The organism is Streptosporangium roseum DSM 43021, from assembly GCF_000024865.1.
GTDB classification, from domain to species: Bacteria; Actinomycetota; Actinomycetes; order Streptosporangiales; family Streptosporangiaceae; genus Streptosporangium; species Streptosporangium roseum.
This window is the reverse complement of record NC_013595.1, coordinates 6,603,589-6,617,747: the sequence shown is the minus strand read 5'-3', so window position 1 is coordinate 6,617,747 and position 14,159 is coordinate 6,603,589. Positions and strand designations below refer to the sequence as shown.

The window sequence follows — 14,159 nt, the reverse complement described above, 5'->3', positions numbered from 1 at the left end:
TTGGGTCCGATAGGGTTCGTGGTTGAGGTTTCAGCCCGCCCCAAGTCGCCGGTCCGGTGGACCGGCGCACCGACGTACGAGGAGATCGGCACCGTGACCATCCGCGTAGGCGTCAACGGATTCGGCCGCATCGGCCGCAACTTCTGGCGTGCGGTCGCTGCCAGCGGCAAGGACATCGAGATCGTTGCGGTCAACGACCTGACCGACAACGCCACGCTCGCCCACCTGCTCAAGTACGACAGCATCCTCGGCCGTCTGCCGTACGAGGTGAAGAGCACCGCCGACGAGATCGTCGTCGACGGCAAGTCGATCAAGGCCTTCGCCGAGCGCGACCCCGCCAAGCTGCCCTGGGGCGACCTGGGTGTGGACGTCGTGGTGGAGTCCACCGGCTTCTTCACCGACGCCAACAAGGCCCGGGTCCACGCCGAGAACGGCGCCAAGAAGGTCATCATCTCGGCTCCGGCCAAGAACGAGGACGTCACCATCGTGATGGGCGTCAACCACGACAAGTACGACCCGGCCAACCACACGATCATCTCCAACGCCTCGTGCACCACCAACTGCCTGGCCCCGCTGGCGAAGGTCCTCAACGACACCTTCGGCATCGAGAAGGGCCTGATGACCACGATCCACGCCTACACGCAGGACCAGAACCTGCAGGACGGCCCGCACAGCGACCTGCGCCGCGCCCGTGCCGCCGCGCTGAACATCGTGCCGACCTCCACCGGCGCGGCCAAGGCCATCGGCCTGGTGCTGCCCGAGCTCAAGGGCAAGCTCGACGGCTTCGCGCTGCGCGTGCCGATCCCCACCGGCTCGGCCACCGACCTGACCGTCGAGCTCAGCCGTGAGGCAAGCGTCGAGGAGGTCAACGCCGCGTTCAAGGCCGCCGCCGAGGGGCCGCTCAAGGGTTACCTGACCTACACCGAGGACCCGATCGTCTCCTCCGACATCGTCACCGACCCGTCCTCCTGCATCTTCGACGCGGGCCTGACCAAGGTCATCGGCAACCAGGTCAAGGTCGTCGGCTGGTACGACAACGAGTGGGGCTACTCCAACCGCCTGGGCGACCTCATCGAGCTGGTCGGCGCCGACCTCTGATGAAGGATCTGTCTGAGCTCGATGTGAAGGGTCGGCGCGTCCTCGTCCGCGCCGACCTCAACGTCCCCCTCGACGGGGACGTCATCACCGACGACGGACGCATCCGGGCCTCGGTGCCGACGATCAGGGAGCTCGCCGACAAGGGCGCGCGCGTCGTCGTCTGCGCCCACCTGGGGCGTCCGAAGGGCGAGCCGAACCCGAAATACTCGCTGGCCCCCGTGGCGAGGCGGCTGGGCGAGCTGCTGGGCGCCGAGGTCGCCTTCGCGACCGACGTGGTCGGGGAGTCGGCCCAGGGCGTCGTGGACGCCCTCCAGGACGGCCAGGTGGCCCTGCTGGAGAACCTGCGGTTCGAGCCGGGCGAGGAGTCCAAGGACGACGCCCGGCGGGCGGCCTTCGCCGAGAAGCTGGCCGCCCTGGCGGAGGTCTACGTCGGTGACGGCTTCGGCGCCGTGCACCGCAAGCACGCCAGTGTCTACGACGTGCCGCTGCTGCTGTCGCACGCGGCGGGCAGGCTGGTCACGGCCGAGGTCGAGGTGCTCAAGAAGCTGACCGACGACCTCGCCAGGCCGTACGCCGTGGTGCTGGGCGGAGCCAAGGTCTCCGACAAGCTCGGCGTGATCGGCAACCTGCTCACCAAGGTCGACCGGCTGCTCATCGGCGGCGGCATGGCCTACACCTTCCTGGCCGCCCAGGGCTACGAGGTGGGCCAGTCGCTGCTGCAGAAGGACCAGCTCGACCAGGTGCGCGGCTTCCTCAACGAGGCGGCCAAGCGCGGCGTGGAGCTCGTCCTGCCGGTCGACGTGCTGGCGGCCACCGAGTTCGCCGAGGACGCCGAGTACGAGGTGGTCGACGCCACCGCGATCCCGGCCGATCGGCAGGGGCTCGACATCGGCCCGCGCAGCCGCGAGCTGTTCGCGAGCAAGCTGGCCGACGCCAGGACCGTGTTCTGGAACGGCCCGATGGGCGTCTTCGAGTTCGAGGCGTTCTCCGGCGGAACCCGGGCCGTCGCCGAGGCGTTGGTCCAGTCGGAGGCCTTCACCGTCGTCGGCGGCGGTGACTCGGCCGCGGCCGTGCGCAAGCTCGGCCTCCCCGAGGACGGGTTCTCGCACATCTCCACCGGTGGCGGCGCCAGCCTCGAATACCTGGAGGGCAAGACCCTGCCCGGACTCGTCGCGCTGGAGGCATAGGAGTGGACCGACGCAGTGAGCATCACGCCGCCCTGGCGTGCCCCCGGCACGGAGGCACGGCAGGGACCGGCGATTCCGTCAGCACGTCAGGAGCGAGGAGCGACAGGTGACCACGGCGCGCAAACCGCTCATGGCCGGCAACTGGAAGATGAACCTCAACCACCTTGAGGCCATCGCCCACACCCAGAAGCTGGCGTTCGCACTGAACGACAAGGACTTCGACAGGGTCGAGGTGGCGGTTCTGCCACCGTTCACCGATCTGCGCAGCGTGCAGACCCTGGTGGACGGCGACAAGCTGCGGATCGTGTACGGCGGGCAGGACCTGTCGCAGCACGACGGCGGCGCCTACACCGGCGACGTCTCCGGGGCGATGCTCGCCAAGCTCGGTTGCACCTTCGTCCTGGCCGGGCACTCCGAGCGCCGGCAGTACCACCACGAGGACGACGACCTGGTCAACGCCAAGGTACAGGCGGCCTACCGGCACTCGCTCACGCCGATCCTGTGCGTGGGGGAGGGCCTGCCGGTCCGCCAGGCCGGCGACCAGGTGGCCCACAGCGTCTCGCAGCTCGACGGGGCGTTGCGCAAGGTCACCGCGGAGCAGGCCAGGTCCGTCGTGCTGGCCTATGAGCCGGTCTGGGCGATCGGCACCGGCGAGGTGGCCACTCCGGCCGACGCGCAGGAGGTCTGCTCGGCACTGCGTGTCCGACTCGCCGAGCTGTATGACGGCGAGGTGGCCGCCGCTGTCCGTATCCTTTACGGTGGCTCGGTCAAATCTGACAACATCGCCGGCATCATGGCCCAGCCCGATGTGGACGGTGCGCTGGTGGGTGGCGCCAGTCTGGATCCGGGCGAGTTCGTGAAGATCTGCCGCTTCGGCGAAATGTCCGTCTGAGTAGGCCGTTCGGAGGGTACGACTTGACAGCACGTCGTACCCTCTTAGAGCAAGTTTGAATCGTCACGCCATAGGCGTCGTACAAGGGTCGCGCCCGGACGCGGGCCGCGCGTAAATAGGGAACAGGTCAACGGTGACAATCGGAATCTCCATCGCCCTCATCCTGGCGAGCATGCTGATGATCCTGCTTGTGCTGCTTCACAAGGGCAAGGGCGGAGGTCTGTCGGATCTGTTCGGTGGCGGTTTCTCGTCGTCGTTCGGAGGCTCCTCGGTCGTGGAGCGCAACCTTGACCGGCTCACCATCATCACCGGTGTTGTCTGGTTCGTGTGCATCATCGCGCTGGGCCTGCTTCTCAAGCCCTGACCCTTAAGCCCTGACCTGGCTTTTGCGAAGCGTGACAGTGGTTCAGCCCCCCGCATCCAACCGAGCGGCGGGGCCATCGAGCGAGGAGTTCATCCGTGGGTAGTGGCAACGCGATCCGTGGCAGCCGTGTCGGCGCGGGCCCGATGGGGGAGGCGGAGCGTGGCGAGGCGGCTCCCCGTGTAAGGGTCCCGTTCTGGTGCGCGAATATGCATGAGACGCGTCCCAGTTTCGCCAGCGACGCGGCCGTGCCGGAGTTCTGGGACTGCCCCCGGTGTGGTCTTCCCGCCGGTCAGGACGAGGCCAACCCGCCCGCGCCGCCGCGTAACGAGCCTTACAAGACGCACCTCGCCTACGTGAAGGAGCGTCGCAGCGACAAGGACGGTGCCCAGATCCTGGCTGAGGCTCTGGAGCGCCTGCGCTCCTCCTCGCGTCCGATCTACTAGGCACGGCCCGCCGGAGGCCCCCGTGGAACTCGTCCACGGGGGCCTCCGGCATGTCCCGGCGAGGCCGCCCCGGCGGTCCGGCAGGACCGGCCCCCGGCCCCGCCGCACCGGACCCGGCCGTGCCGGCGGGCACCCGGCCGTGCCGGCGGGCACCCGGCACCCGTCCGCGGGAGACCACCGCGCCCGCCAGGAATTGGATCTTCATCGGGAGTCCGGGTAGCGTGCGCGGGGCCGTCGAGCGCTTCGGCGCTGCCGAGACGCACGGATCATCGCAATCCTGGAAGGACACGCACGTATGTGACCTCCTCCCCTCCCTGAAGGGAGGGGGTTCCCACGGTCGCCCGTGAGACTTCCCGCTTCACCGCCAGTCGCCCGCCCGGAAGGATCTCCGTTGAGGTCTTACACCAGCTCCACAGGCGTTTCACCTCTCCGCCGGCCCGGCGGCGAGAGCATTGCCGATCACGCGAGCGGCGGCTTGGTCATCGCCGCCGCCGGACACGTTACCGAATCGCGCGCCGCCGCGCCGCGCTTCCTCCCCCGCCCGAGGGCGCGGGTATCCACGCTCAAGGAGATTTGATGAACGCCGGAAACCATCGCCCCCTGCGAATGCTTGTCACGGGAGGAGGGACCGGCGGCCACACCTACCCCGCGCTGACCACCGTCGCGGCCGTCCGCGAGCAGGCCGCCGCCCGCGGGCTCGACCTCGACGTGCTCTGGGTGGGCACGGCCACCGGCCTGGAGGCCCGCATCGCCGTCGAGCACGGCATCCCGTTCCGGGCGATCAAGGCGGGCAAGCTGCGGCGCTCGCCCAGCCCGCGCGAGCTGCTCACCAACCTCGCCGACATGTTCCGGATCCCGGTCGGGGTCCTGCAGGCGTTCGGCATCGCCGCCCGCTACCGCCCCGACGTGGTCCTGTCCACCGGGGGATACGTGTGCGTGCCGCTGGGGGTCGCCTCCCGGATGCTCGGCCGTCCGCTCGTGATGCACGAGCAGATCACCGCGCTCGGCCTGGCCAACCGCATCCTGGCGCGGTTCGCCACCCGGATCGCGCTCACCCACCCGTCGTCGATCGAGCACCTGCCCGCCTCGGCGCGGGAGCGGGCCGTGGTCACCGGCAACCCCGTCCGGCCCCACCTGCTGAACGGCAACGCCCCGTCCGGCCGGTGGCACTTCCGTCTCTCGCCCGAGCTGCCCCTCGTCTACGTGACCGGCGGCGCCCAGGGGAGCCGCCAGATCAACACCATGATCGAGGAGATCCTGCCCTCGCTGCTCACCCGCGCGCAGGTGCTCCACCAGTGCGGTCCCGACTGGATCGACCAGTTCACGCGGGCCGCGGCGGGACTGCCCGGCGAGCTCGCGGGGCGCTACCAGCCGGTGCCCTACGTCGGCGACGAGCTGGCCCACGTGCTCGCCGCCGCCGACATCGTGGTCTCCCGCAGCGGCGCGGGCACCCTCGCCGAGCTGACCGCGGTGGGCAAGGCGTCCGTCCTGATCCCCCTGATCCCGTCCGCGGGGGACGAGCAGCGCCAGAACGCCCGCTACCTGGTCGAGGCGGGGGCGGCCCGGGCGCTCCTCGAAGGCGGGCCCCAGGCCGGCCAGCTCCTCGCGGAACTCGACATCCTGCTCGCCGACCCGCAGGCGCGCGTCACCATGGCCAAGGCCGCCCGGTCGCTCGGCCGCCTCGACGCCGCCGACGCCCTCGCCCGGGTGATCCTCCAGGAGGCGGACGTCGCCGGATCCAGGTGATCCGCCGCCCTCCGGCCGGACCGGCCCGCGCCCGCCGTACGGCGGGCGGTCGCGCCCGAGCCGGGGACGGGCGGTCGGGGCGGTGAACCGCTCAGCGCCCCCGCGGTGTCCTCGTGCCGCCACCTCTGGCCGGCGCGCCGCCACCGCTGTGGCGGCGTGCCGGTGCCGTCCCGGGGCCTGGCCGGCGGAGATCCGTACCGCGGCGGTTTCGGCGGCGGAACACGACCGCGCCCGGTCTCACGGCTCGACGAGGCCGGCGCGGATGGCGTAGCGGGTCAGATCGAGCCGGTCGCGCATGCCGAGCTTCTGCAGGATGTTCGCGCGGTGCCGATCGACGGTCTTCACGCTGATGACCAGTGTCTCGGCGATCTCCTTGGCGGAGTTGCCCTCGGCGATCAGCTTGACGACCTCCTCCTCGCGGGGCGTCAGGATGCTCTCGGGCACGCGCTCGCCCTGCCGGACGCGCTGCAGGTAGTCACGGATGAGCGCGGTGATCGCGCCGGGATAGAGGAACGGCTCGCCCCGCATCGCCGCCCGGCAGGCCTCCAGGAGGTCACGGTCGGCGACCGACTTGAGCACGTATCCCGAGGCGCCCGCCTTGAGCGACTCGAAGAAGTACTGCTCGTTGTCGTACATGGACAGGATCAGGATGCGGATGCCGGGGGAGCGCCGGGAGATCTCCCGGGCCGCCTGGATCCCGGTCATGCGCGGCATCGCGATGTCCAGGATGGCCAGGTCGACGTCATCGGCGGAGGCGGCCTCGACGGCCTCGGCGCCGTCGGCCGCCTCCGCGACGACCATGAGATCGGGTTCGGCGTCGAGGATCAGCCGTAGCCCGTGGCGGACCAGAGCGTGGTCGTCGGCCAGCAGGATCCGTGTCTTGGGTGTGTCCACCGGGTTCAGCTCCGTTCCGCCGCGTCGGGTATGACCAGGCGTACGTCGGTGCCGCCGCCGGGCGCGGAGGCGAGGGTCAGGCGGGCGCCGATGAGAAGGGCCCGCTCGCGCATGCCGCGGATGCCGGCTCCCTCCTGGAGCGCACCACCCCGCCCGTCGTCGGTGATGCGCAGCGTCAGGTGGCCGGCTCCCGCGGTCAGCGACAGCTCCACACGGGTGGCGTGGGCGTGCCTGGCCACGTTGGTGAGGCTTTCCTGGGCGATCCTGTAGAGGACGAGCTCGACGTCCCCGCTCAGGGCGGGCAGGCCGGGATCCACCCTGCGGGTGACCGGCACCCCGCTGACCGCTGAGAAGTCGCTGCTCAGCGCGCTCAGCGCGCTCTGCAGCCCGAGATCCTCCAGGACGCCGGGGCGCAGCCGGCGGGCGACCTGCCGTACCTCGTCGAGGCTGGCGCGGACCGTCTCCTGGACGGTGTGCAGCTCCTCGCGGAGGTCGTCGGGCGCCCGGTCGGCCGCGCGCTTCAGGCCGAGGAGCACCACGGTGAGGCTCTGGCCGATCTCGTCGTGCAGCTCGCGCGCGATGCGCTGCCGCTCACCCTCCTGGGCGGCCAGCGCGTACGCGCTGGCCGCGCTGCGCTCCGCCTCAAGGCGATCCAGCATCGCGTTGAAGGTGTCGATGAGGTGCGTGAGATCGCCGTTGCCGCTGTCGGTGAGCCGGTCGCCGCTCCGCAGCAGGTCGACACGTTGCATCAGCGCGGCGAGCGCGTCGAGCGGGGCAAGGCTGGCGCGCAGCAGCAGCGCGTTCGCGGCGACGATCAGCGCCAGCCCGACCGTCAGGACCGGCACCTCGGCCAGCAGCACCGGTGAGGACACCGTGGCGGGGGAGAGCGCGAGCACGAGCGTGCCGACCGTGAACACCAGCCCGTTGATCACGAACAGCCGCCGGAACAGCGCTTGCGCGGGGGTCCGCGCGCGTGGCGCGGCCCGCGGCCCGTCGCTCTGCCGGTCGGTGCGGTCGCTCATCTCACCAGCCTTGTCGTCGTGGAGTGCGGTTGTCCATGGGGGCGGCCTCCCATCGTCGCGTACCCCGCCTGCAGGTCCTACCCCGCCCCGAATGGGTGCTGGACCTGATGGTGGCGGGGCGGCGCCACCGCCAGACTGGGGTGACAGGCGCCGCACGCAGGAGGGGACGTGCCGGCCGCGGCCGACGCCGAGCGGTCGCGGCGCGTGTTCCCGATTCACCGAGCCCCCAAGAGATTCACCGAGCCCCCAAGAACGGAGGAGTCCGCGAAGTGGACATCACCCGCACCACCGTGCCCGGCACCGGCACCGTGCACCATTGCGTAACCCGGGGAGGCCAGCGATTCGGTGTCCTGGTGGACGACGCCGACCGCCGCCGGCTCCTCGTCTACGATCCCGCCGACCTCGACGTGCCGCTGCAGTGCATCACCATGGAGCACGACGAAGCCGACCAGGTGGCCGAGATCCTGCACAGCCGCCCCATCCCCGACCGGCTCGCCGCCCTCGAACGCCGGTTCGCCGAGATCGTAGGGGAGGCGCCGTGACCGGCCGCCGCCCGGCGGCCCGGGGCGGGCCGCCGGGCGGGACTCAGGCGGTCGTGAGCCGGTCGCGCAGGTAGTCCCTCAGCACCACGGCGTTGTTGTGCTCGGTGTCCTTGGCCGCGTAGAGAAGCGTGACGGACCCCCTGCGTGCGGCCTCCAGCAGCGGGCGCAGGGCGTCCGGGGCGCGGTCCAGCTCCTGGCGGTAGCGGAGACGGAACTCCTCGAACCGCTCCGGGCGATGGCCGAACCAGCGGCGCAGATCCGGCGAGGGGGCGACGTCGCGGACCCACCCGTTCAGCTTGAGATCCTCCTTGCGGACGCCGCGCGGCCACATCCCGTCCACGAGGAACGCGGCCCCCTCGCCCGGCTCCGCGTCGTACACCCGCCTGATGACGATGTCCCCCATATCCCCTGCCTACCCGTGCCGCCTGCCCCGAAGCGGCCGGGCCGGTCCCGCCCCGTACCGCCGGTACCGTCCCGTACCGCCGGTACCGTCCCGTACCGCCGGTACCGTCCCGTACAGCCGGTCCCGGAGCGGGCGGGCCGGTCCCGCCGTCCGGTGCCGGGGACCGTCCCCGACCGGACGCCGGCCGTGGAGCGCCAGGTGGTCAGCGCCTGCCGCCCGTCCCCTCGACCTCGCGGCACCGGCCGAGGCCGGGCTCTCCGGGTGGCGCATCCGCCTCATGGGACAGGCCATGTGCGACATATCAGGAAGGTCCGTAATATACGGATCTTCCTGATGTGTTTGTGACTTGGGGGCCCAAAGTGACAACCAGCAAGACCAGCTTTACCCGCCGCCGCCTTCTGCAGGCGGGCGCCGGAGTCGTTCCCGCCCTGGCGCTGGGCGCGAGCCCCGCGCGGGCGGCCGCGACTCCGATCGTCAGCGGGGTCGTCCCCGCGGCGCTGGCGGGCTTCGACACCGCGGTGAAGAAGTACATCACCGAGCGCCAGATCAGCTGCGCGCAGCTCGCGGTGGCGCGGAAGGGCAAGATCCTGCTGGCGCGCGGCTACGGCATGTACACCGTCCCCGCCGCCTCGGGCACCGGTGTGCGGAGCGGGATAGCCCGCTACATGCGCGTGCAGCCGACCTCGCTGTTCCGGGTGGCCAGCCTGAGCAAGCACCTCACCTCGGCGGCGATCATGCGGCTGGTCCAGGACGGCAGGCTCAGCCTGTCCGCGCCGGTCACCACGGTGCTGGGCCTGTCGGCCGAGGCCGACCCCCGGATGGAACAGGTGACCGTGCTCCGCCTGATGCAGCACCTGGGCGGCTGGGACCGCGCCACGTCCAAGGACCAGCTCTGGATCGACCACACGATCTCCGCCACGCTGGACGTCCCGCTGCCGATCAGCCACGCCGACATCATCCGCTACGCCACCGCGCGGCCGCTGGACTTCGACCCCGGCTCGAAGATGGTCTACAGCAACTACGGCTACATGCTGCTCGGCCGGATCATCGAGAAGGTCTCCGGCATGAGCTACGAGTCCTACGTCAAGCAGAAGCTCCTGGCGCCCGTCGGCATCACCCGGATGCGGCTGGGCCGCAGCCTCAGGGCGGAGTCTCCCGCCGGCGAGGTGAACTACTCATCGAAGTACACCGCCAAGTCGGTGGTGGACACCTCCGGCGCCGTCGTGCCGTACCCCTACGGGGGCTTCAACATGCCCAACCAGGACGCCAACGGCGGCTGGCTGGCCTCCGCCGTCGACATGGTGAAGTTCGCCATGATCTTCGACGCCGCCGGCCCCGTGCTCAACGCGGCCTCGATCGCCAAGATCTTCGCCAAGCCCGAGACCGGGGTCAACGCGGGCGGGTCGTGGTACGGCGGCGGCTGGTGGGTGCGCTCGAACGGCAGCGGGCTCAACACCTGGCACAACGGCTCGATGCCCGGCACGTTCAGCTTCCTGGCCCGGATACAGAACGGCGTCAGCTACTGCGCCGTGTTCAACCGCCGCGAGGAGGAGGGCACGCTCGACTTCGACGCGATCGACCCGCTGCTCGGCAAGGCGACGGGCACCGTGACCGCCTGGCCGTCCACCGACCTCACCCCGAACTACTTCTGACGGCGGGGTCCGGCCCTCTCCGGCGGCTCCGGTCCCGGCACCCCGGCGACATGTCCACAGAGGGCGGGGGCCGGAGCAGGCTCCGCCCTCCGGACACGCCGCAGGCCGTCTCGCGGCCGGAACAGGGGATCCCCCGATGTCCATCCCGCCCGCCGATCACGTGTCCCGGGGGTCCCCGGAGCTCCGGAACGTCACGGTGCCATGCACGCGAGGTCGATGACATCCTCGGTCCTGGCCCCCCGCTCGAAGGCGGTGGCGTAGGCCTGTTCACCAAGCGCGCGCCGCACCAGGCGGTCGGCCTCGGCGTGGGCGTCGTGAAACGGCCGCAGGCCGGTGAGCGCCACACCGGTCGTGCGCCGCAACTGGTGCGCGGCGCCGAGCAGCTCGGCGGCGTGGCCGTGGTGACCGGCGGCGGCGATGGTCCAGGCGAGCGTCTCAAGCCCCCACACGGGTCCCCAGCGATCGTCGATGTCGTGCTGGTGGCGCAGGCAGTCGCGGAACAGGGCGGCGGCCCGTACGGGGTCGCCGTGCCGCAGTTCCGTGAGACCGAGCTCCCACAGTGCCCAGGAGTGGGCCCAGGCCCCGCCGCGTGCTTCGGCGTCGGCCAGGTATTCGCCACAGGCGGCGACCGCGGTGTCCCGGTCCCCGAGGAAGGCGGAGGCCATGGCCCAGAGCATCGTGGCCATGTGGGCGTCACCGGTCGCGCCGGCTCTGAGGAAACGGTCTCTCGCCTGTGCCAGCAGGGAGATGGCCCGTGGGTCCCCGTGGACGAGCAGCGCGTGGGCACCCTCGATGTAGGTGACGGCGGCGGGGACATCGTCACCGGGGAGCCGCGAGGCCAGGTGGCGGCAGCGGGCCAGGAGGCCGTCGGCGCCCTGCCTGTCGCCCTGGCAGAGGGCGATCCAGGCGACGAGGGCCACTGCGCCGACCTGGAGCGGGTCCGGCGGGCACGGAGACAGGGCGAGCCCGCGCTCCAGCCAGTGGCGGCCCTCGCCGATGGTGCTGCTGAAGAACCAGCATCGGGTCCGGGTGAGGTTGACGGCGATCTCCAGTCCGCTCTGGGCCTCGCCCGGCTCCGTGGCGCAGAAGTCCAGTGCCGCCCGCAGATTCGGCAGTTCCCGCCGGAGCCGGGACAGCCACTCGACCTCGCGGGGGCTGCACCAGTCGGCCGCGGCCTGTGCGGCCATGCTCCGGTAGTGGTCACGGTGGCGCCGTCGCACCACGGTGTCCTGACCGAGGTCGACAAGCCGTTGCCTGCCGTACTGGCGGATGGTCTCCAGCAGGCTGTAACGCGTCCTGCCGCCAAGGGTGCCCACGATCAGGATCGACTTGTGCGCCAATCCCGCCAAGACGTCCATGACGTCCTGGCGGTCGATGCCCGCGCCCGAGCACACCGCCTCGGCCGCTTCCAGGTCGAACCCGCCGGAGAAGACCGACAGTCGCGCCCATAGCAGCCGCTCGTGCTCGGTGCACAGGTCGTGGCTCCAGCTGACGACGCCTCGCAGGGTGCGGTGGTGGCGGGGAGCGCCCTGGGCACCGTTGTCGGCCAGCAGCTGGAACCGGTCGTCGAGCCGGTCGAGGATCTCCTCCGCGGAGAGTGTGCCCAGCCGGACCGCCGCCAGCTCGATCGCCAGAGGGATGCCGTCCAGCCGCCCGCACAACTGCGCGACGACGCCGCAGTTGTGTCGCGTGATCCGGAAGTTCGGAGCCGAGGCCGCGGCGCGGTCGACCAGCAGCGTCACCGCCTCGTAGTGCGTCAACGACGGCCCGGCGTCCTCGCCCGCGGGCGGGGTCACCGGCGGCATGGCGAGGGGAGGCACCGGCAGGACGTGCTCGCCCTGGACCCCGAGCCGCTGCCTGCTGGTGGCGAGCACGCGCAGACCGGGGACCGCACGCAGGAGTGCGGCCACCAGCGTGGCGGCCGCGTCCACCATGTGCTCGCAGTTGTCCAGCACCAGCATCGCCCGCCTGTCGCGGAGATGTCCGGCCAGGACGTCCACGCAGGGGCGCGCCGACTGGTCGCGGACTCCGAGCGCCTGGGCCACCGCCCGGTCGAGCAGTTCGGGATCGGCCAGCGGGGCGAGGTCGGCGAGCCACACCCCGTCCGGGAACGCGTGGGACACCTGTGCCGCCACCCGCAGCGCCAGCCGGGTCTTGCCCACCCCGCCCACACCGGTCAGCGTGACCAGGCGGCTGCTCTCCAGCAGCCGCCCGGCGTCGGCGAGCTGCCGCCCCCTGCCCACGAACGTCGTCATCTCCGCCGGGAGGTTTCCGGACGCCGGCGCGCCGTGGCCGGAGCCGCCCGCGACGGCGAGCGCGGGATCGCCATCCAGGATCCGCCGATGCAGATCCCGCAGCTCTGCGCCCGGATCGACGCCGAGCTCCTCGACGAGGACCTCCCTGACGGAGTGGTAGCACCGCAGGGCCTCGGCCTGGCGTCCCGACCGGTACAGCGCCAGCATCCGCTGCGCCCAGAACCGCTCCCGGAGCGGATGCCCGGCGGTCAGCTTCCGCAACTCGGGAACCACCTCCTCGTGGCGGCCCAGCGCCAGGTCGGCCTCGATGCGTGACTGGAGCGCGTCCAGCCTGCGCTCGGCCAGCGCGGGCGCGACCTCCCGCCGCAGCGCCTCCGACTGCACGTCCTGCAGGGGTTCCCCGCGCCACAGCCGCAGCGCCTCCCCCAGCAGCGCCGATGCCTGTTCCATGGCGTCCGCCGTGGCCGCGGCCCTGGCGCGGCGTGTCAGGGCGTCGAAGCGGTGCAGATCGAGCCCGTCGTCGGCGACTCTGATCAGGTATCCCCGCGGGCAGGTCAGCAGGGGACCGTCGTCCCCGGCGCATCCCAGAGAGCGGCGGCTCCGCATCACGTAGTTCTGCAGGGTGTTCAGGGCCCCGCCGGGCGGGTCGTCTCCCCACAGGCGGTCCACCAATGTCTCGACGGGGACGACCTCGTTGGCGTCGAGCAGCAGCGACACGAGCAGCGTCCGCAGCTTGGCCGCCCGGATCGGCACGGGAACGCCGTCCCTCAGCACCTCGAACGGCCCCAGAACCCTGAAATCGAAACCCGGCCTCACCATCTTCACTACGTAATGTAATCACATAGTCTCGTTGAGTAATTAGGGATGCGCGTCAAGAGGGCCCGGGGAAGCGGCAAGCGCTCGGCATGGCGACCCTCGGCGGGCGCCCGGCGTGGCGCGCCGGAACGGGGTGGGCGAGGTCGGCCGGAGCCGGCGGCACTCCTGGGGGCGCGGTCGGCCGGGAGGCATCGATGATGACACTGAGTAGTCATCGAGTGACTGTCGGGTGACCGGCGGGTGAGCAGCCTGCGGCACGGTGTCCGGTGGTGGCAGGGCGCACACGCCCAGCCGACCGTCACTCGACAGGGAGGGTATTCCATGCTCAAGCGCACAGCCGGAACCATGGCGGCACTGATCACGGCGGTGGTGGTGGCGACCTCGGCCGGTGCCGGCGCGGCCTTCGCCGACGGAGCCTCGTTCTCCCGGGAGCTCACGGCCGTGGCGCAGGCCGCAGGCGTCTCGGAGGAGAGGGTCCACTCCATGGCCGTGTCGCTCGTGAACAGCGACCCGGAGGACGACTACCGCTTCCCCGACGAGGTGTTCGCCGAGGCTCCGCGCTCCTGGGGAGCGGTCGTGGCGTTCGTCAAGAGGTTCTGGCGTCAGATCGTCGACGCGGCCAAGGCCGCGGGGGAATGGGCCTGGTGGAAGGCGGGCCAGTGCGCGACCGGTGCCGTGTCCGAGATCTCGGACAAATTCCATGGGGACCTGAGCGATCCCGAAGCGGTGGTGGCCGTGGGCGTCTACGGATGCCTGAAGCGCCTGCGCGGCTGATCGCCTCGTCTCCCGGGCGGCACCCTGATCTCCGGACGAGGGGGCCGCCCGCCGTGTCGAGCAGGGACAGC

General features: G+C 71.3%; 13 protein-coding genes. 9 read left to right on the top strand and 4 right to left on the bottom strand.

Annotated features, from left to right (window positions below):
- Positions 1-93 precede the first annotated feature (93 nt).
- From gap to SROS_RS29090, 6 genes are all read left to right on the top strand, one after another.
- The gene (gap, locus tag SROS_RS29115) at positions 94-1,098 is read left to right on the top strand and encodes a type I glyceraldehyde-3-phosphate dehydrogenase (protein WP_012892506.1); all 1,005 of its coding nucleotides are present in this window, start codon (positions 94-96) and stop codon (positions 1,096-1,098) included.
- Positions 1,098-2,285 carry a phosphoglycerate kinase gene (locus SROS_RS29110; protein WP_012892505.1) on the top strand — a complete coding sequence of 396 codons (1,188 nt, stop codon included), beginning with the start codon at positions 1,098-1,100 and terminating at the stop codon, positions 2,283-2,285. The genes gap and SROS_RS29110 overlap by 1 nt, the downstream gene beginning before the upstream one ends.
- A gap of 130 nt (positions 2,286-2,415) precedes the next feature.
- Positions 2,416-3,177 carry a triose-phosphate isomerase gene (gene tpiA, locus SROS_RS29105; protein ID WP_043656970.1) on the top strand — a complete coding sequence of 254 codons (762 nt, stop codon included), beginning with the start codon at positions 2,416-2,418 and terminating at the stop codon, positions 3,175-3,177.
- A 133-nt stretch (positions 3,178-3,310) separates the two neighbouring features.
- Positions 3,311-3,541: a preprotein translocase subunit SecG gene (gene secG, locus SROS_RS29100; RefSeq protein WP_012892503.1), complete on the top strand. Its 231-nt coding sequence runs from the start codon at positions 3,311-3,313 to the stop codon at positions 3,539-3,541.
- A gap of 95 nt (positions 3,542-3,636) precedes the next feature.
- The gene (locus SROS_RS29095) at positions 3,637-3,984 is read left to right on the top strand and encodes an RNA polymerase-binding protein RbpA (RefSeq protein WP_012892502.1); all 348 of its coding nucleotides are present in this window, start codon (positions 3,637-3,639) and stop codon (positions 3,982-3,984) included.
- A gap of 576 nt (positions 3,985-4,560) precedes the next feature.
- Entirely contained in the window at positions 4,561-5,730 is a 1,170-nt protein-coding gene (locus tag SROS_RS29090) for a UDP-N-acetylglucosamine--N-acetylmuramyl-(pentapeptide) pyrophosphoryl-undecaprenol N-acetylglucosamine transferase (RefSeq protein ID WP_012892501.1), read from the top strand.
- Between the two features lie 237 nt (positions 5,731-5,967).
- On the opposite strand, the gene SROS_RS29085 is transcribed toward SROS_RS29090, so the two are convergent.
- Complete coding sequence (locus SROS_RS29085; RefSeq protein WP_012892500.1) at positions 5,968-6,624, bottom strand: response regulator; 657 nt, start codon at positions 6,622-6,624, stop codon at positions 5,968-5,970.
- A 5-nt stretch (positions 6,625-6,629) separates the two neighbouring features.
- Positions 6,630-7,646, bottom strand: coding sequence for a sensor histidine kinase (locus SROS_RS29080; protein WP_012892499.1), 1,017 nt, complete (start codon positions 7,644-7,646; stop codon positions 6,630-6,632).
- Positions 7,647-7,915: 269 nt separating this feature from the next.
- Between SROS_RS29080 and SROS_RS29075 the strand changes: the two genes are divergently transcribed.
- Entirely contained in the window at positions 7,916-8,188 is a 273-nt protein-coding gene (locus SROS_RS29075; RefSeq protein WP_012892498.1) for a cation:proton antiporter regulatory subunit, read from the top strand.
- A 43-nt stretch (positions 8,189-8,231) separates the two neighbouring features.
- Here the strand turns inward: SROS_RS29075 and SROS_RS29070 are convergent, their stop codons facing one another.
- Entirely contained in the window at positions 8,232-8,591 is a 360-nt protein-coding gene (locus tag SROS_RS29070) for a DUF488 domain-containing protein (RefSeq protein WP_012892497.1), read from the bottom strand.
- A 359-nt stretch (positions 8,592-8,950) separates the two neighbouring features.
- Between SROS_RS29070 and SROS_RS29065 the strand changes: the two genes are divergently transcribed.
- On the top strand, positions 8,951-10,243 hold the full coding sequence (locus SROS_RS29065) for a serine hydrolase domain-containing protein (RefSeq protein ID WP_148269238.1): 1,293 nt from the start codon (positions 8,951-8,953) through the stop codon (positions 10,241-10,243).
- 191 nt (positions 10,244-10,434) lie between these two features.
- Here SROS_RS29065 and SROS_RS29060 read toward each other — a convergent pair whose 3' ends face one another.
- The gene (locus tag SROS_RS29060) at positions 10,435-13,317 is read right to left on the bottom strand and encodes an ATP-binding protein (protein WP_012892495.1); all 2,883 of its coding nucleotides are present in this window, start codon (positions 13,315-13,317) and stop codon (positions 10,435-10,437) included.
- Between the two features lie 318 nt (positions 13,318-13,635).
- Here SROS_RS29060 and SROS_RS51275 point away from each other — a divergent pair, with 318 nt between their 5' ends.
- Entirely contained in the window at positions 13,636-14,088 is a 453-nt protein-coding gene (locus SROS_RS51275) for a hypothetical protein (RefSeq protein WP_012892494.1), read from the top strand.
- The last annotated feature ends 71 nt before the right edge of the window (positions 14,089-14,159 follow it).

Excerpts from the sequence above, each read along its gene's own strand:
- SROS_RS29110 (WP_012892505.1), top strand. The coding sequence starts at position 1,098 with ATGAAGGATCTGTCTGAGCTCGATGTGAAGGGTCGGCGCGTCCTCGTC.
- tpiA (WP_043656970.1), top strand. The coding sequence starts at position 2,416 with ATGGCCGGCAACTGGAAGATGAACCTCAACCACCTTGAGGCCATCGCC.
- SROS_RS29090 (WP_012892501.1), top strand. The coding sequence starts at position 4,561 with ATGAACGCCGGAAACCATCGCCCCCTGCGAATGCTTGTCACGGGAGGA.
- SROS_RS29080 (WP_012892499.1), bottom strand. The coding sequence starts at position 7,646 with ATGAGCGACCGCACCGACCGGCAGAGCGACGGGCCGCGGGCCGCGCCA.
- SROS_RS29070 (WP_012892497.1), bottom strand. The coding sequence starts at position 8,591 with ATGGGGGACATCGTCATCAGGCGGGTGTACGACGCGGAGCCGGGCGAG.
- SROS_RS29060 (WP_012892495.1), bottom strand. The coding sequence starts at position 13,317 with ATGGTGAGGCCGGGTTTCGATTTCAGGGTTCTGGGGCCGTTCGAGGTG.
- SROS_RS51275 (WP_012892494.1), top strand. The coding sequence starts at position 13,636 with ATGCTCAAGCGCACAGCCGGAACCATGGCGGCACTGATCACGGCGGTG.